The 16,889-nt window shown below is 57.0% G+C and carries 18 protein-coding genes and 1 tRNA gene; 9 read left to right on the forward strand and 10 right to left on the reverse strand.

Annotated features, from left to right (window positions below):
• The first annotated feature begins 23 nt into the window (after window positions 1-23).
• Window positions 24-164, forward strand: a complete 141-nt coding sequence (locus ACR0KS_RS08850) for a hypothetical protein (protein WP_170481963.1) — start codon at window positions 24-26, stop codon at window positions 162-164.
• On the opposite strand, the gene ACR0KS_RS08855 is transcribed toward ACR0KS_RS08850, so the two are convergent.
• Window positions 161-883, reverse strand: coding sequence for an RlmE family RNA methyltransferase (locus ACR0KS_RS08855; RefSeq protein ID WP_170389256.1), 723 nt, complete (start codon window positions 881-883; stop codon window positions 161-163). The two genes, ACR0KS_RS08850 and ACR0KS_RS08855, sit on opposite strands and share 4 nt — an antisense overlap.
• Window positions 883-1,995 (reverse strand): Ppx/GppA phosphatase family protein, encoded by a 1,113-nt coding sequence (locus ACR0KS_RS08860; protein WP_170389311.1) that lies wholly within the window; start codon window positions 1,993-1,995, stop codon window positions 883-885. Before ACR0KS_RS08860 ends, ACR0KS_RS08855 begins: the two co-directional genes overlap by 1 nt.
• Window positions 1,996-2,235: 240 nt before the next feature.
• Between ACR0KS_RS08860 and ACR0KS_RS08865 the strand changes: the two genes are divergently transcribed.
• The 5 genes from ACR0KS_RS08865 to ACR0KS_RS08885 all read left to right on the forward strand — a co-directional run bounded on the left by ACR0KS_RS08865 (window position 2,236) and on the right by ACR0KS_RS08885 (window position 5,652).
• Window positions 2,236-2,532 (forward strand): virulence factor, encoded by a 297-nt coding sequence (locus tag ACR0KS_RS08865; RefSeq protein WP_170566831.1) that lies wholly within the window; start codon window positions 2,236-2,238, stop codon window positions 2,530-2,532.
• A gap of 26 nt (window positions 2,533-2,558) precedes the next feature.
• Window positions 2,559-3,485: a methylenetetrahydrofolate reductase gene (locus tag ACR0KS_RS08870; RefSeq protein WP_170413813.1), complete on the forward strand. Its 927-nt coding sequence runs from the start codon at window positions 2,559-2,561 to the stop codon at window positions 3,483-3,485.
• A gap of 9 nt (window positions 3,486-3,494) precedes the next feature.
• Window positions 3,495-4,556, forward strand: coding sequence for a methyltetrahydrofolate cobalamin methyltransferase (locus ACR0KS_RS08875; RefSeq protein ID WP_170389258.1), 1,062 nt, complete (start codon window positions 3,495-3,497; stop codon window positions 4,554-4,556).
• Between the two features lie 128 nt (window positions 4,557-4,684).
• Window positions 4,685-5,512: a polyphosphate kinase gene (locus ACR0KS_RS08880; protein WP_170566829.1), complete on the forward strand. Its 828-nt coding sequence runs from the start codon at window positions 4,685-4,687 to the stop codon at window positions 5,510-5,512.
• Window positions 5,513-5,578: 66 nt separating this feature from the next.
• Window positions 5,579-5,652 (forward strand) — tRNA-Gly (locus tag ACR0KS_RS08885).
• Window positions 5,653-5,750: 98 nt separating this feature from the next.
• Here the strand turns inward: ACR0KS_RS08885 and ACR0KS_RS08890 are convergent.
• Window positions 5,751-5,930 carry a helix-turn-helix transcriptional regulator gene (locus ACR0KS_RS08890; protein ID WP_170551219.1) on the reverse strand — a complete coding sequence of 60 codons (180 nt, stop codon included), beginning with the start codon at window positions 5,928-5,930 and terminating at the stop codon, window positions 5,751-5,753.
• A gap of 898 nt (window positions 5,931-6,828) precedes the next feature.
• Here ACR0KS_RS08890 and ACR0KS_RS08895 point away from each other — a divergent pair.
• Window positions 6,829-7,221 (forward strand): hypothetical protein, encoded by a 393-nt coding sequence (locus ACR0KS_RS08895; protein ID WP_170566827.1) that lies wholly within the window; start codon window positions 6,829-6,831, stop codon window positions 7,219-7,221.
• Window positions 7,222-7,367: 146 nt separating this feature from the next.
• On the opposite strand, the gene ACR0KS_RS08900 is transcribed toward ACR0KS_RS08895, so the two are convergent.
• Complete coding sequence (locus ACR0KS_RS08900) at window positions 7,368-7,679, reverse strand: helix-turn-helix domain-containing protein (protein WP_170566825.1); 312 nt, start codon at window positions 7,677-7,679, stop codon at window positions 7,368-7,370.
• Between the two features lie 443 nt (window positions 7,680-8,122).
• On the opposite strand from ACR0KS_RS08900, the gene ACR0KS_RS08905 reads away from it, so the two are divergent.
• On the forward strand, window positions 8,123-8,434 hold the full coding sequence (locus ACR0KS_RS08905) for a terminase small subunit (RefSeq protein ID WP_170551214.1): 312 nt from the start codon (window positions 8,123-8,125) through the stop codon (window positions 8,432-8,434).
• A gap of 102 nt (window positions 8,435-8,536) precedes the next feature.
• Entirely contained in the window at window positions 8,537-8,977 is a 441-nt protein-coding gene (locus ACR0KS_RS08910) for a terminase small subunit (RefSeq protein ID WP_170566824.1), read from the forward strand.
• A 698-nt stretch (window positions 8,978-9,675) separates the two neighbouring features.
• Here ACR0KS_RS08910 and ACR0KS_RS08915 read toward each other — a convergent pair.
• Genes ACR0KS_RS08915 through ACR0KS_RS08940 form a run of 6 tightly spaced genes read right to left on the reverse strand, consistent with a single transcriptional unit; the run spans window position 9,676 to window position 16,825 of the window.
• Entirely contained in the window at window positions 9,676-11,043 is a 1,368-nt protein-coding gene (locus ACR0KS_RS08915; RefSeq protein WP_480693180.1) for an FAD-dependent oxidoreductase, read from the reverse strand.
• Window positions 11,027-11,893 (reverse strand): isocitrate lyase/phosphoenolpyruvate mutase family protein, encoded by an 867-nt coding sequence (locus ACR0KS_RS08920; protein WP_170551206.1) that lies wholly within the window; start codon window positions 11,891-11,893, stop codon window positions 11,027-11,029. Before ACR0KS_RS08920 ends, ACR0KS_RS08915 begins: the two co-directional genes overlap by 17 nt.
• Complete coding sequence (locus tag ACR0KS_RS08925; RefSeq protein ID WP_170556824.1) at window positions 11,890-12,510, reverse strand: cysteine hydrolase family protein; 621 nt, start codon at window positions 12,508-12,510, stop codon at window positions 11,890-11,892. Before ACR0KS_RS08925 ends, ACR0KS_RS08920 begins: the two co-directional genes overlap by 4 nt.
• On the reverse strand, window positions 12,511-14,571 hold the full coding sequence (locus ACR0KS_RS08930) for a hydantoinase/oxoprolinase family protein (RefSeq protein ID WP_170551200.1): 2,061 nt from the start codon (window positions 14,569-14,571) through the stop codon (window positions 12,511-12,513).
• Window positions 14,568-16,262, reverse strand: coding sequence for a hydantoinase B/oxoprolinase family protein (locus tag ACR0KS_RS08935; RefSeq protein WP_170482005.1), 1,695 nt, complete (start codon window positions 16,260-16,262; stop codon window positions 14,568-14,570). The genes ACR0KS_RS08930 and ACR0KS_RS08935 overlap by 4 nt, the downstream gene beginning before the upstream one ends.
• On the reverse strand, window positions 16,259-16,825 hold the full coding sequence (locus tag ACR0KS_RS08940) for a tautomerase family protein (RefSeq protein ID WP_170566820.1): 567 nt from the start codon (window positions 16,823-16,825) through the stop codon (window positions 16,259-16,261). Before ACR0KS_RS08940 ends, ACR0KS_RS08935 begins: the two co-directional genes overlap by 4 nt.
• Window positions 16,826-16,889: the final 64 nt, after the last annotated feature.

The raw sequence follows: 16,889 nt of genomic DNA on the forward strand, positions 1-16,889 counted from the left end.
CGCAGCTGCAACGGCCGCTATCAATGTCTCAGCGCATTGAAGACCTGCGCACACGCAAGCCGCAATACCTAAATCACGGAGAGGCTCTGCTGCTGCAGGGTATCGCGGCGGCGTCTTTGCGCGAGCAGGTTCTGACCGAAGAGCGAGTTTCGCTTGAAGATTAAGAGTTGCCCCTAAATCCAGTAGCCACAACAAATTTCTCGGAACTGTCTGACCGGGATGCAGGTGGCTTTACGTTGGCCACCTTGGTGAATTTCTGTTTCAGCAGCTTTTGCAGATCGCCCTCGGCGCCACCTGCCAAGACCTTGGCCACGAAGGTGCCGCCTTCTTCCAGCACGTCGAAAGCGAAATAAGCGGCTGTCTCGCACAGTGCCATGATCCGCAAATGGTCGGTCTGCTTGTGCCCCGATGAGGCGGCGGCCATGTCCGACATCACCACATCCGCCTTGCCGCCCAGCCAGTCCTTGACCTTCTGGTCGGCGTCGTCCTCCATGAAGTCCAGCACATGGGCCGTGGCACCCGCCACGGGCTCGACCTCTTGCAGGTCTACGCCCAGAACCGTGCCGATCCGCTTGCCGCTTTTTTCGCCCAGCGCATTCACCCGTTTGACGGCGACCTGTAGCCAGCCGCCGGGGGCGCAGCCCAGATCAACGACCCGTGCGCCGGGGACCAGAAAGCGAAACTTGTCGTCCAGTTCCAATATCTTATAGGCCGCGCGCCCGCGATACCCTTCGGCAGTTGCGCGCTTTACATATGGGTCATTCAACTGCCGCTCGAGCCAGCGGGTCGAGCTGAGCTTGCGCCCGCGTGCAGTCTTAACCTTGACCTTCAGGTCGCGCTGTCCGCGGCCCGAGGTATTTTTGCCAGTTGGTGTCTTCGCCATCAGAACGGTCCGTCTTCCAATACGCCGTCCGCGCTCATTTGTGCATACAGCAGGCCTTCGCGCAGCCCACGATCCGCCACAGAAAGGCGGTCGGTGGGCCAGCAGCGTAAAAGGGCCTGCAAGATGGCCGAGCCGGACATTATCAGAGCCTGCCGGTCATCGCCAATGCGCGGGTCCCGGCGTCGACCCTGAGGGCCGAGTTCTAGATAACCGCGTATCACTTTGTCAATCTGATCGCTGGTCATGCGCAGACCATCCACTTTTGTCCGGTCATATCGCTTGAGACCAAGGTGGGAGGCAGCGACGGTTGTCACTGTGCCGCTGGTTCCGACGATCTGAAACCCTTCTCGCGCCTGTTCATCCTTGTAGGGGGCAAAATCGGCCAGGTTTTCTTCAAAGAACCAGCTCATCAGGGCAAACCGGGCCGAATCGTCTTCGACATCGTTGAACTGGTCCCGCAGGGTCGCAACGCCCAGCGGAACACTGATCCAGTCCACGACCTTGGCTGCAGGAAAGGGGCTTTCGGCCGTGTGAAAGCCGTTGTGCAGGCGCATGATCGCCGCAGGCCGATCCCGGCGCGGAACAGAGGAAACGTCGATCCACACCAATTCGGTCGACCCGCCGCCGATATCCACGACCAGCAGTTGCTCGGTCTTGGTTGAAACGAGCGGCGCGCACGAGATCACGGCAAGGCGTGCCTCCTCCTCGGGCTGGATGATCTCAAGCGTTAGTCCGGTTTCGCGTTTCACCTGCCGGATGAAATCGCGTGAGTTCTTGGCGCGACGACAGGCTTCGGTTGCAACCAGTCGCATCCGTTTGACTTTATTGCGCTTCAGCTTTTGCTGGCAGATGCGCAGCGCCTGAATGGTGCGCGCCATCGACGACCGGGACAAACGCCCGGTTCTCTCAAGACCCGCGCCCAACTGCACGGATTTCGAGAAGCTGTCGACCACATGGAACCCGCTGCCCTTGGGCTGGGCTATCAACATGCGGCAGCTATTTGTCCCCAGATCCAGCGCCGCATACAACGCATCTGGATCGGGTCTTGCCGGCGCGGGGCTTTCGACCGCCTTCGGGAACGCGCCCGCACCTTTGGGACGCTTGGGCGCCATCGTAACGCCCTCCGATTTTCGAGTTACCTCGACCATAGGTCGCGCATTCGCGTCGTGCAAGACGCTCATTAAAGTGATGAGAATTTTGATGTGAGCGTTTGCCCAAAGGTTCGCTACAAGGCGGCTATCCCATCGGGGGCAAAAAGGTCGTTTGAAATGCGCCTTGTGTCGAAAATCGACCGACCTGAGCCCATATAGAAGTTTAGAACCGGTCCATCTGGTTAGGAGGAATCACACGCGATGCCTGACGTCACCATCGTTTACTGGCGCGATATCCCAGCGCAAGTCATCGTCGGCAAGGGCCGACGGGGTGCCAAGCGACAGTTGGAAGAACGGTTCGAGCAAGCCATCGACCGGGCGGCCATGAAGGTGAACGCCAAGGACAGCGATGCCTACCTTGCCGAATGGCGCAAGGCTGAACCCTTTGCAATCGAGGGCGATCCGTCCGAGATCGCCGAGGCCGAAGCCGCGCGTTTGGAAATGGAATACGATCAAGAGCGTATCAAGGCTCTGATCGCCAATGACGGTTGGGCATGAGCCCCAAATCTATATGGGAGGCCGTGATGGCTTTGCTGAACTTCAAAAAACGTGATGCGGTCGAAAACGGCCCAGTGAATCCGACCGTCGAAGCCTTTTTGCAGGGCTATTCGATCGAGGTGATGCCCCGCACCGCTGAAAAGGTCGAGGATTTCCGGGCGCTGCTGCCCGAAGGCACCCGCGTCTACATCGCCCATATCGAGGGCACCCCGATCGAAGACATGGTCCAGACCGCAAAACGCATCGCTGCCGAAGGCTATCCGGTCATGCCGCACTTTCCGGCGCGGATCATCAAGGATGCCGCCACGCTGGAAAACTGGATTTCGATGTATCAAGGCGAAGCGGGCGTTGAACAGGCGCTGTTGCTGGCCGGGGGAGTCGCCAATCCGCATGGCGCGTTCGACAGCTCGATGCAGTTGCTGGAGACCGGCCTTTTCGACAAGGCAGGCTTCAAGCGTCTGCACGTTGCAGGCCACCCCGAGGGCAACAAGGACATCGACCCGGACGGCTCGACCAAAAACGTCGATGACGCGCTGCGCTGGAAACAAAAGTTCAACGAAACCACCGATGCTGAAATGGCGCTGGCGACGCAGTTCGCGTTTGACGCCAAGCCGATCATCGAATGGGCAGATGGTCTGAAGGCTGCGGGCATCGACCTGCCGATCCATATCGGTATTGCAGGCCCGGCCAAGCTGCAGACCCTGATCAAATTCGCGATCGCCTGCGGCGTTGGCCCCTCGCTGAAGGTTCTGCAGAAACGCGCGATGGACGTGTCCAAGCTGCTGCTGCCCTATGAGCCGACTGATGTGATCACCGAACTGGCCAACCACAAGGCGGCCAACCCGGATTTCAACATCACCAACGTGCATTTCTTCCCTCTTGGCGGCATTAAAACCAATGCCAACTGGGCCATCAACAACGGCGGCGCTTCGGCAAAGCCTGCAAACTCCTAAGGAACGGATATGACCCGTACAGTCGTAGAATCAAAAACAAAAACTGCCGTTCTGGGCTTTGACGAACCGTTCTGTGTGATCGGTGAGCGGATCAACCCCACGGGCCGCAAGAAACTGGCCGCGGAACTGGAAGCGGGCGACTTCTCGACCGTTGAAAAGGACGCGCTGGCACAGGTTGCAGCGGGCGCGACCGTCCTGGATATCAACGCGGGCGTTGTCTACAACTCGAACCCCAACCCCAACGAGACCGAGCCACCGCTGATGCGAAAGATCGTCGAACTCGTGCAGGGTTTGGTCGAAGTGCCGCTGTGCATTGACAGCTCGGTTCCTGGTGCGTTGGAAGCCGGTCTTGAGGCGGCAGAAGGCCGTCCGCTGCTGAACTCGGTTACGGGTGAGGAGGAGCGTCTGGAACTGGTTCTGCCGCTGGTCAAGAAATACAACGTGCCGGTTGTGGCGATCTCAAACGACGACACCGGGATTTCCGAAGACCCCGACGTCCGGTTTGACGTGGCCAAAAAGATCGTGGAACGCGCTGCAGATTTCGGCATCCCGGCCCATGACATTGTGGTTGACCCGCTGGTGATGCCCATCGGCGCAATGGCAACCGCCGGTCAGCAGGTATTTGCCCTTGTCCGTCGCCTGCGCGAGGAACTGGGCGTGAACACTACCTGCGGCGCGTCCAACATCTCGTTCGGTCTGCCGAACCGCCACGGTATCAACAACGCCTTCCTGCCGATGGCGATGGGTGCTGGTATGACTTCGGCGATCATGAACCCGGTAGCTCTGCCGGTGACGCAGAAGAAGATCGCAGAAAAGAAAGAGGCGGTCGCCGCGGCTGGCATCATCCTGCCAGACGGTATGGACGATGAGGCGTTTGTTCAGATGTTCGGTCTCGGTTCAACCAAACCGCGCGCCGGCAAAGAGATGGAGGCCATCCGCGCCGCCAACTTGCTGACCAACAACGATGCTCATGGTGGCGAGTGGATTCGGTTCAACAAATCGCCCGAGGAAGCCGGTGCAGCAGGAGCTGCAGGTGGTCGTCGCGGTGGTGGTCGCCGCCGCCGCGCCTGATCCGCAATACGTTTTGATACAGAGGCCGGGCAAAAGCCCGGCCTTTTTCGTTTTGACACCGATCAATGCCGGGCTCGGGCGAAACTGCGACACTGATCGCAATCCGTCTAGAGAGGCCACGCACTTTCATGAGCAAACACTTTCCTCCCAAGCTGGTCGATGCCGATCTGGGCAAGCGGCTGGGTAAAAAAGAGTATTTTGAACAACTTTTAGACCTGCAATCTCAACTGGCGTTGATACAGCAGGCGTTTTTGTTCCACGGCGCCAAAGGCGTACTGGTGTTTGAGGGATGGGACGCAGCGGGCAAGGGCGGTACGATCCGACGGATCAGCCAGGCGCTCGACCCGCGTAGTTTTAAGGTATGGCCAATCGGTGCACCGCGAAACTACTACCTGAACCGCCACTATCTGCTGCGGTTTTGGGAACGACTGCCGCCAGAAGGGGCGATTTCGGCATTTGACCGCAGTTGGTACGGGCGTGTGCTGGTTGAGCGGCTGGAAAAATTCACTCCCGAACACCGCTGGCGTGCCGCTTATCGCGAAATCAATGACTTTGAGCGGATGTTGGTCGATGATGGCACTCGGATTGTAAAGTTGTTCTTCCATATCTCGCCTGAGGAGCAGATGGCGCGGTTCACCGAACGTCTGCGCAACCCGATGAAACGCTGGAAGCTGACCTATGAGGATTTCCGCAATCGTGAACGCTGGGCCGAAGCTCAAGTGGCCGTAGATGAAATGTTGGCTCGGACATCGACAGAAATCGCGCCTTGGCACGTTGTCCCCGCCAACAACAAAAAATACGCTCGGATCAAGGCGATGCGTGCCATTGTCGAAGCGTTCTCCAAGGACATCGACCTGAGCCCGCAACATCTGGATCAGCGAACCCTTGATGCCGCGCGCGAAGCCTTGGACGTTGAACAATCGCTGATCGACAGCCTGCGTGCGCGGACAGAGTAATCATGCGGTTCCGTGTTGAAACGCGCTTGAAGCTGGTCCCGAGCCAATGCTATTCAATCCTACGCGGCGGGTATGATGTAATGGTAGCCTGTCAGCTTCCCAAGCTGAACGCGCGGGTTCGATTCCCGCTACCCGCTCCATGAAATCTTCTTAATAACCTGAAATAAAAAAATAAAAGAATGGTAATGCCGTAGCTGCCCCACATTTTGCCCCACATCTGAGTTTTTATACCCGGCGATTAAGCCGCCTTTCCTTCGATCAGGCTTTCCAGATCCGCGACCTTCACCAGATTGACGCCTGTGCCACGGTGAATGGTCAGTTTCGCGTCTTTCTCGGCCCGATAGATCGAATACCGCGACAGACCGTAGAGTTCCGGGATCTGTAACAGCTTCACGTAAATTGGTTTAGGGTTGTTCATGCGTCACCTTTTCAATTTTGCGGTTGCCAGTTTCAGCCCCAACGCTTTGGCGTCTTTGTAGATGGTGCTGTCTGGAACCCGACCGCACTGCCGATTTCGCGCGCCGTCATTCCCGCCTTGATCTTCGGACGAAACTTCTTGCGACGCACCAGCGCGGCTTTCTTCTGGGGTTGGTCCTGATTGGCTGCTTCTGGAACCGGCTTGAGCCTGCCCACGCCGTCATAAGGGCGGGCGATCTTGAGGAAGTGTTCGCCTTTTCAATCGTCTTCTTAAACTGCAACATTCATAGTTCCATTGCCCTCTGTTGTTTGTTTGCTGATGCGGGTGGCGGTGCGCTCATCTTTCAAAATCCGCTTCACAATGGTTGCTGATGGGGTTTGCCTCGGCGCGGATCATCTTGAGCTCCACCATTTCTGCCGACCGGCAGGCGGGCTTGAAGTCTGCTTTGGTATCGTCCCAGAGAAGGCACCGTACCCAAAGAGGCGTTTGAGGCCGCTATCGTTCGTCGGGCGAGTGAACTGGCCCGCAACAGCACTGACGCCGTTTACGTCTATGACGCCATGGTGTAGCTATATGCGGCGCACCCCATGCCGGTGCGACGCGCGTCTACCGGCATCGAACAGCAGGCATAGTCCACGCCCGCGCCGCTGGCTTATCTGGCGTCAAGTCTGGGCAGTTTCGGCGGTACCATCTCGATCTACGATCCAAGCGCAGGCAACGGTATGCTGACAATGTGCCAGAGCATTTCACCGTTAACGGCAAGTTGTATGAACGTCAGGGCGCGTGTTGGCTGGTTGGTGATTTTGCCATAGGCGATTGTAATTAATGCAAAAAAATTTACTTATGAAGGAATCGCCCGCGCTGTATTCATCGTGAGCCGAACTGAGGGAGCGCTTAGATGGACGCACGGATAACCTGGACCCCCGAGGGGAGCGAGAACTACTTGGGAACGATCCGGCTGTCGAAGTCGAGCCAACCGCTGACGCGGGAACGCTACCGTTTTCTGTTGGGGGACCGGATCAACAAGCTGGTGCGCCAAGAACTGGCCGAGGGGCGCGACCCGATAGCACAAGCGGAACCGCTGATGTGGGATTGGGATCGGTTGGTCCCGACGGACAATCCGGCAAATCTGGCGTACCTTCTCGCATTGGAAAGCGAAACGCTGTACAACAAGACAGCGGGCGGGATTTCTTTTCCGATCCAGCCGAGCCAGATGCAGGACGACCCGATGGCGAGGTCCATCTTGCAGACGGAGACATTCAGCGAGTTCCTGAGCGATCTCTACCAGTAGAGAACCGAAAGAAGCCCAAACGCGAGAACACAGAGGCCGAGACAGCCTTTCAGGTGCAGTATGCGCCGCGTTCTGACGCGCGAGTTTATGTCGATCAATCTAGAGTGGGTGTCGGTCGGGCAAGTTTACGAAAAGCTGAGAACGCGCTAGCGGTCTTCACTCTTCGACCCCAATGTGACCTTTGCCAAATCCAGCCAAGACTTTCGTTGGTCCGGAGATAGCGAGCGAAAAGCTTCTATAATCAGAGCCTCGTGTCTTTGATCAGGCGCATTGAAGTCTACGAGCTCTTTAGGATTTACTTCCAGGGCTGCTGCGATTGCGGCTTGCTTCTTAGTTGTCAATTCTCTCGCACCGCTTTCTAGCTGCGCCAAATAAGATCGTGAAAATTGTATCTTATTTGCAAGCTCTTCTTGCGAAAGGCCCCGTGCTACACGGATCTCTTTGATTCTAAGTTTCATGTCTCTAAGCAACCGGAAGCTTACAATGTTATCAAGAGTTTAAATCTTGCTCCGTAGAGTATCATTTTGTGTTTGGCGAACTGAGTTCTTACCGCTCAACGTGCATGAAAGACAATTGCACAGGCTAGGGCGTTAGCTCATTGCCTTTTCAGCCTTATTTCTATGCGACATGTTGCCTCAATGGAAGGCTAAAGTGAATGTGTCACCAAATAGTCTATGCGTCTGCCGGGGTCGGCATTGGGGTCTGGATTGAGGTCATGAAAGTTATTGAATTAAAAATATAAATAGAATTTTTGAGGTCAGTCAGAGGTCACTAAAGAAACAAATAAACAAATACATTGATGATGATGATAGGGGCGGTCGGTTGCTTGCATATGTTGCTAGTAGCGTCGTTGTCGCCAAACCTGATCGGGATTTTGAGGCGCAAGAGGCCAAGCCCCGGAATGAGCAACGCAACCGACACCCCAGCACTGGCAGATACCGAATGGCTCGACCCATACGGCCTGAACCTGCGCCAGCGGGATTTTGTGCTTGCCTACCTTGCTGAACCGAACGGGAAGCAAGCTGCAATCAGCGCCGGATATGTGGAAGGATCAGCAGAGGCCCAAGGGTCGCTATTGTTAAGCAATGTTAAGGTCGCCTCAGCCATCGCAGAGGGCCGGAAACAGGTCGAGAGCAAGGCCATGCTCAACGCAGAGGGGATTGTTGGCCTCTGGACACAGATCGCACTGGCAGACCCCAACGAACTGACATAGCACATCATCGCGCCCTGCCGTTACTGCTACGGCATCAACCATCAGTTCCAGTGGAAAACAGAACGGGAGTTCACCGAGCGCAAGGCAGAGGTCGTGTTCTCGATGTTCCACTACGAGAAAGCGCGTGACGTTGCGATGTCGGGCGCAATCGAAGATCCGCGCATCCCTGACGACACGGGCGGCTACGGCTATCGCCTCACAGATCCACCAAACGCCGCCTGTCCTGAGTGTTCCGGCACGGGGATCGAAGTCACCCGCATGGCCGACACCCGCAATCTCAGCCCCGCTGCGCGCCTCCTGTTCGATGGCGTGAAGGAAACCAAGCAGGGTATTGAAAACAAGATGCAGGACCGCGCCAAGGCGCTGGAGAATATCGCCAAGCACTTCGGCATGTTCGCAGGCAAGGTCGCGCCGGAAGAGACAAGCCCGCTCGACCGCCTTGTTCAGCGCATGATGGGCACAGGGAACGCAGTACCCGTCAAACCCGGCAACGAAAGTGACTACTTGGTTGGTGCGCCCTCTATCGCAGGCCGTCGCTGGTGAAATGGATGGTACCGCTGAGAGCCCTTCGGTCATATAGCCCAGCAACGCCACGTGTTTTCGGGAAAATATTCTCGATGCGGTTGAGACGCTCGTGGTCGAGCCAGAATTGATGCGATATGGATAATCCTCCTGTCGCCCTTGAAACACGATAGCGCAGTTGACGGAATCTACCGAGTACTGACCGCTCAGCATTAGAACCCGTCATCCGATAGAAACCGTCTTATGATGGCAAAGAGCTCAGAGGCGACCTTCCCACATTATCTTTGGGTTAGCGGGAAGCAGCCTTGATGGGTCATTCGGTTGGGTTTCTTTCTGGCTTTTCGGTTGATACAAAAGGAACCGCAATCTGACCCCAAACACGAGCGCATTGTCTGCTTTGGAGCTGGTGTTCCAAAGACGCTAAACGTCAGCGGCCAGAACTGGGTAATCGGATACACACAGTGGGTAGAACGCCTCGTATGTCGTCCGGCCTTCTGATCCATCGGCGGCGGGTTCCGCACAATTCGCGGCCACTAAGTGCAAGTCATCGTGAAACCTCGACCGCCGAACAAGGCTGGCATTTGCTTCGCGTTCTGCAACCATGTCATTGCCTTCAGGCCAACCTATTCTTCCGAACACCATCAAACCGCCTTCGAACGTTTAGCTCCCAGACAGAACGACACCACCGGTTCCGATAGTTAGAATGCACAAATTTGGCATCACGCACTCAACCCAGCTATGCGACCCAACACAACGGCACTCAGCAAGCCATTTCCGGAAAGATACCCGCTGTCCCCTTTGCCCGACACACCAACAGCCGCGCCGCCGCCTGCATAAAGGTTGGTGAATGCGGAGCCGTCCTCTTTGAGGACGCGCGCAGAGGAGTCAACGCGCAAACCGCCTTGGGTATGGAATAGGGCCCCTGAGACGCGGACGCCCATGTAAGGTGGCGCCAAAGGTGGCGGGTTGAAAGATCGGCCGAATTGATCCTTGCCGCCAATGGGGATTTCTCGAATTGCTTGTTCCAAAGCCAAAGATGGTAGCGCTAGTGCCTTCGATAGGTCTTTGATTGTATCAGCGGACCGGATCGCGCCTGTCTCTTCCGCGCGCTTGAAATCCTCGAACTGGCGCGCAATGGCGGCGATGCGGCCGTCAAAGATCGCGAAGGCTTCTCCGTCGGGCTGCGCCAGTACCGCGCGGGCGGCTTCAGAATAGCCTTGAGACTCGTCCCAGAAACGATGACCGTCGCGGTTCACCTGTATGCCGCCTTCGGTAATCACCGCCCAGGTTATCAGGATTCCATGTGGGTGCGCGACATTGCCATGGCCTTGATAAGCCCCCAGGTTTTGCAGCCCTGCACCCAGCCCCTCTGCCCACATAACAGCCTCACCTCGGTTACCGCTATGCCCGAACCACAGTGCATTTTCGATTTGCGGCATATGCTCTGAAACGAGGGCGGGGTTGCCACCAAAACCGTTGCAGGCAAGGATAAGCCGGTCGCAGGCAATGGTTTCGACTGTTGCGTTCGGGCCTATTACGGCAACACCTGAAATCTGGTCCTGATTCCGAAACAGCGTTGTGGCGCGGCGATTGCAGATGATGTCCAAACCTTCACGCTCGCAGGCGCTGCGAAGCGCGTCGATCAACTCTTGTCCCGAGCGCGTCGGCAGCCCGTGCATCCGACGGCGCGAGTGACCGGGGTAGTCGAAATCCGTGACAACCGAGAAGGGCAGGGCGTGGCGTTCAGACAGCCAGTCGATGACTTCCGCGGCATTGCTGGTCAACAAATCGACCAGAGCTTGATCGTTCTCGCTGTGGGCCTTCGACTGAATGTCGCTGGCAAAGAGAACCGCGTCGTCCATGATCCCCGCGGCCAGTTGAACTTTTGTGCCAGAAGCAGGGATCAACCCGGCGGACAACGCGGTTGAACCGCTTGGAACCGGATCGGCTTCGATCACCAGCACGTCCTGTCCCGCCTCCGAAGCCGACAGGGCCGCGACCAGACCGCAAGCCCCTGCGCCGATGATCAGGGTACCGGTCTTCAGATCAAACTGATCGGGTGCTAAACTCTCAACCGTGGGCGTCATCATAGCGGGCCCCGGCATCGAGCATCTCGGCGGTTCCGATGACTTCGTTCAGACCGCCGAAGTCGAACATGTTCTGTGCGAAGGGTTTGTTGGAGCCATTCTCTGCCAGGCTCTGATAGTAGGCCTGAGCGGTTTTGGCCAAAGCCCGGACGATCCCGCCGGGGAAAATGACGATGGAATAACCCTGAGCCTCTAGATCGTCGGCACCAAGGATCGGGGTCGCGCCGCCTTCGACCATGTTCGCCAACAGGGGAACGCGCGGGGCAAACCGGTCAGCGATGGACGTCAGCTGTTCGAGGCTTTGGGGCGCTTCGAGGAAAAGTACATCCGCACCAGCCTCAAGATAAGTTTCCGCGCGCTCGATAGCTGCGCTGAACCCCTCAACGGCGATGGCGTCCGTGCGGGCAATGATTAGCGTTTCACTTCTGGCGCGCGCGTCGGCCATCGCTGCTATCTTTCCAGCCATTTCCTGCTTCGGGATAAGGGATTTGTCCGACAGATGACCGCAGCGCTTCGGAAAGGTCTGATCTTCGACTTGCAGTGCGGATGCACCGGCACGCTCATATAGTCGCATGGTACGCTGAGCGTTCAATGCGTTTCCAAAGCCGGTATCGGCGTCGATGATCACGGGTAACGAGACCCGATCGGCAATCAGCGACATCGTGTCCGCCATCTCGGACGCCGTAGATAGCCCGATATCGGGACGGCCAAGTCGCGTGTACGCAACAGCCGCGCCGCTCAGATACAGCGCCTCGAAGCCAGCTTTTTCTGCCAGCGAAGCCGTCAGACCGTCATACACGCCTGGTGCAACCAGAATTTCTTTCTTTGCCAGTCGGGATTTAAGACTCATTTGGCTCCCTCCAACCAGTTCAACATTTGATCGCAATTTCGCTGATGCGTGACGGTGCCCAGTGACAGGAGTGTTGCGTCATGAACCTCTTGCCGAAAGGCGGCACATCCGTCTGTCAGCATAACGGTGTCGAAATCCCGCAAATGCGCATCGCGCAGAGTTGAGGCAACACCGCCATTGGTCACGATGCCCCCGACGATCAGGTTCTCGATACCCAAAACGCGCATCAGATATTCCAGCCGAGTCTGGTAGAAGGCCGAGTAGGCAACTTTTTCGATAACGAAATCGCAGGGTTGCATCGTATCGACCAAACTGTGACCAAACCCGCCCGGTGCGAAGTCGCCCTTGGTCAGGAACGGACGCAATTTCTTCAGGTGTGGCGCAATCAATGGCTCGCCGTTGCGGTCGGGTACAAGTGTGAACTGCGCCGAAAAATAGCGTCCGCCCGCGGCTTGCAACTTTCGCGCCAAGGGCGCGATGCGTTCGGGAAGAGCCGCGATTTCTTGCGCCGACTGGCCAGCGCGGCCATAGGCTCCCTCAGGATGAATAAAGTCGTTCTGAAGATCGATAGTCAGCAACGCCGTTTGGCGCGGGTCCCAGGTTTCTGGTTCGCTCATTCAGTCCTCCTCCCGTGGTTCGACAATCGTGTTGCCAAAGGAGTCCACGCGCCCTTGAAAATCCGGTTCGATCAGGACGGTCGTGTCTGGTTGGGTCAGAATGGCGGGACCTTTGACCAGCGTGCCAACCGGAAGCGACAAGCGATCATAGATGGCTGTGTCATGCCAGGCATCTCCGAAGTGAACTTTTCGCGTCGACGAGGGCGTGACACTGCCTTCTGTTGTGGGAGCAAGGGAAGAAAGATCGAATTTCGGCCGCTTGCCCGTTACAGCGCTACGCAGATTCAATATGCGCCGCACGCCGTTTTTCAGCAGTCTTCCATAGGTGGCGTTATAAGCCGTATCGAATGCCTCTTCGATGTCGGCTTTGCTTGGAGGTGCAACCTTGCCGTTTGTCATCGTAACGGTCAGTGGCACCGGCACGGTATGCGTTTGACCCAAATAAGCCATATCCAGCTCGAATGAGATCTCACGCCTGTCGAAGGTGGTCCGCGATGCGTCAAGCAGCGCCATACCCTGGTCCACGTGCTCTTGCATGAATGCGCCCAAAGCAGCTTTGTCCAACTGCGTGACCAGTGTGTTGATCGTCTGTACGAAATCTTGCCGCATGTCGGCGATCACACAACCTAGTGCCGAGGTGACACCAGGATAACGTGGAATGATCGCGCGGGCGATCTCCACTTCGGCCAGCATTGCCCCCGCATGCAAAGCTCCGCCACCACCGAACGGCATAAAGGCAAATCGTTTGGGGTCAAAGCCGCGCTCGATGCTTACAAGACGGATCGCTCCGGCCATACGGGAATTGGCGACGCGCAGGATAGCCTCGGCGGCCTCAAGCCTGGATAAACCGAGCGGTTCGCCGACGTGGATATCGATCGCTTTGCCAGCGGCCTCCACGTCCAGCCTTTCCAGTTTGCCACCGATTGGGTTGTCCGGATCGATACGACCCAACACGACATTGGCATCTGTCACCGTTGGACGATCATTTCCCAGACCGTAGGCAACAGGACCGGGATTTGATCCAGCGCTTTCAGGGCCGATATTTAACAATCCACCCTTATCGACCCAGGCGATTGACCCTCCGCCTGCTCCGATGGTTGTTATTTCGATCATTGGGCTGCGCACAACCATCCCAAAATCGATGGAGGTCTGGGCCGACAACATCGTCTGCCCCTGTGATATCAGCGAAACATCAAAACTGGTGCCGCCCATATCCCCCGTGATCACTTTGTCGAAGCCAGCAGACTGCGCAATGTAACCTGCTGCAATCACACCCGCCGCCGGACCAGACAATGCTGTACGCACCGGAAGGCGGGACGCGGTGTTGACCCCCATGACCCCACCATTGGACTGCACGATCATGAACTCGCCATCGAACCCGCCGGATTGCAGGGCGTTTTCCAGGCGGGTCAGATAGCCTGAAACTTCGGGTTGCAGATAGGCATTCAGCGCCGTGGTCGAGAACCGTTCGAATTCACGGATTTCCGGTAGGATTTCTGACGACGCGGATACATGTGGGTTTGGCCAAATCTCGCGTACGGCGGCGACAGCGGCGGCTTCGTTTTCAGGGTTGGCATAGGCATTGGCGAACAAGATTGCGATGGCTTCGCATCCTTGCTCTCGCAATTGCTCTGCTGCTTTGCGCACGGCAACCAGATCGACAGGTGTGCGAATGGTGCCATCCGCCAGAGTACGTTCCGGCACCTCCAGACGGTCGCGGCGATCCACAACGGGTTCGAAATCCCCGCGCAATCCCCAGGTGCGCGGCCGGTCCCTTCGACGCATCTCCAAGACGTCCCGCAGACCTGCAGTACAGATCACACCTGTCTTGGCCCCTTTGCGTTCCAGCAGAGCATTTGTGCCTGCCGTGGTGCCGTGCACCACTACTGAGATCTCGGACGGATCGTCGACCTCGCGCCCGATCCCGTCTAGGAACCCACCTGATTGATCCGGGCGTGTGGTTGGAACCTTGGCGACGGTTGCGCTGCCGTCTGCTTCGTTCAGAACAAAAACATCCGTGAACGTGCCCCCAACATCCACGCCGATCATACGTCCGGTCATGGCGCAAACTCCCGCCAAGTGGTGCCGTAGACCTGATCCGCCAGTTCGGCACTCACAAGACCCCGAGCCACATCTTTGGCGATCGCTGCAGGAGCGCGGCGGCCCGCAGAGCCATAGCCGCCACCGCCGGGTGTCTCAAGGCGAACCGCTTGTCCTTGTTTCAATTCGATCCCTCTCATTTTTGAAACCAGCGGCGGTGCCTTCCACCCATCGTCTTGTTCGTACGTGAAGACATTCATGGCTCCGTCTCCACCGTCGGCGATACCCTTCGGCGCGAACTTGCCGCGTTCGCCGAACAGAAACGCTTGAGCACCGTTTTCCTCAAGAACTTCAATTTCATAGACAGCTCCAAGCCCCCCGCGATGCGCACCTGTACCAGCGCTGTCGGGGCGCAGAGACCACTGGCGAAACATGACCGGATAGGCGGCTTCAAGAATTTCCATCGGCGGGATCGTCGCCGTCGAGATCGGAGCGTTACCGTGGTTCAGCCCGTCGCTCTCGACCGAACCGCCGTGCCCCCCACCATAAAAGCTGAACATCACCCATGGCTGGCCGTTCGAGCGTTTACCGGCGATAGAAAGCGCATTGATTGTCCCGTAGGCATTGGCGACAACCCGATCCGGTGCGGCGTTGGCAAAGGCCGAGAATACAACATCGATCATTCGCAGAATGGTTTCTGTGTATCCACCTGTCGGGGCAGGGAACTCGGCCGCCAACAGGCTGTCTTCGGGCACGATGACTTCGATGGGACGCATCACGCCGGCGTTGGCAGGTAGCGCCGGAAAAACGTGTTTAACAGCCACATAGGCGGTTGCAACGGTCGTGGGTAGCGCGATGTTCACAGGCCCGGCGCATTGCGGAGACGAACCCGTGAAATCAAGCATCATTAGATCGCCTTTGATCTCAAGAGCCAGTTTGATGCGAAGCGGATCATCTGTGATACCGTCATTGTCCAGAAAATCTTCGGCCTCCCACCGGCCATCCGGCAAGTCCTGCAACTCAGATCGCATAAGCACCTCGGCCCGATCGCTGAGCGCTTCAAGAGCGGCTGAGACTGTTTCGGCATCATATTCGTCCAGCAACTCGTCCATTCTACGGACCCCAAGATCCAGAGCACCCAGTTGCCCGTTCAAATCCCCCATCGCTGATTGAGGTAGGCGGGTGTTACGCAGCAGAATGTCGATAATGTCCTGGTTAACCTCGCCTTTACGCACCAATTTTACCGGCGGCAGAACAAAGGCTTCCTGGAAGACTTCGGTCGCCGCCGGGTTATAGTTTCCCGGCACCGCACCGCCCACGTCGTGCCAGTGCCCAACTGACGCGAGATAGCAGAACAACTTGCCATCGCGGAAATAGGGACGCACCAGGCGCATATCAGACAAATGTGTTCCCCCGATATGCGCATCGTTGAAGATATAGATGTCGCCGTCTTCCAGATCCCCGTCCGCCGCGGCCTTTTCAATCACCGCTTTCACGGCAAAAGACATCACACCCACGAAGATCGGAAGCCCGGACTTACCCTGAACCAGAGTGTCGCCCGTTGTTGCAGAATACAGACCATGGCTGGCGTCATGCGCCTCGGCAATGATCGGATTAAAGGCCGCCCGAAATAGGGTTGCGTCCATTTCGTCGGCGATCTGCTCCATGCGGCCTGCAAGTACAGTAAGGGTAATTGGGTCAATCTCGCTCATGCCTGCGCCCTTGTTTCTGCAATGTCATTCCAGACATCCTGACGTGTGATCAGATCGTTCCGAATCTCGAACCGGTCAATGAAGCGAATGCCTTGAAATGCTGAACCATCGGTCCATTCACCGGACAACGTTCCCCGGCAATAAACGATCGCAGCGTCGCCATCGCTTTGCATTGCGTCGAACCCCTCGTAGATTTTCGCGACACGGCGATACCGGTTTGCCGCCCAACTCCTTAGGTCCTCAAGATCTCGCATGGGCGCAGTTCCGGGAAACTGCATCACGAAGTCCGAGCTGAGCCTTTTGCGGGCGCTTTCAAACGCGCGGTCACTCATTTCGGACAGGAAGGCGCGCACGATGTGCTCGGGGTCTTCTTTGGCCCGAGCAGGCTGTCTGCTCTTGCCGCCGCGATAGTAGTTCTGGTCTGAAATGTCGTGGATCACGACGGTCACAAGCTCTGGCGCAGCAGGCACTACGAATCGCACAGCATTGGTCAGCGCCACGCCAAGCCTTTGTTTTTCTTGCGCGCTATAGCCCTCGATCAAATGCAATTCGACGATCGGCATGCAAAAGCTCCTCCGGTTATTGTATTATCTGTAATACAGGTTGCTATATAATTGTAAGACTATT

This window comes from Ruegeria sp. BC7 (assembly GCF_056539165.1).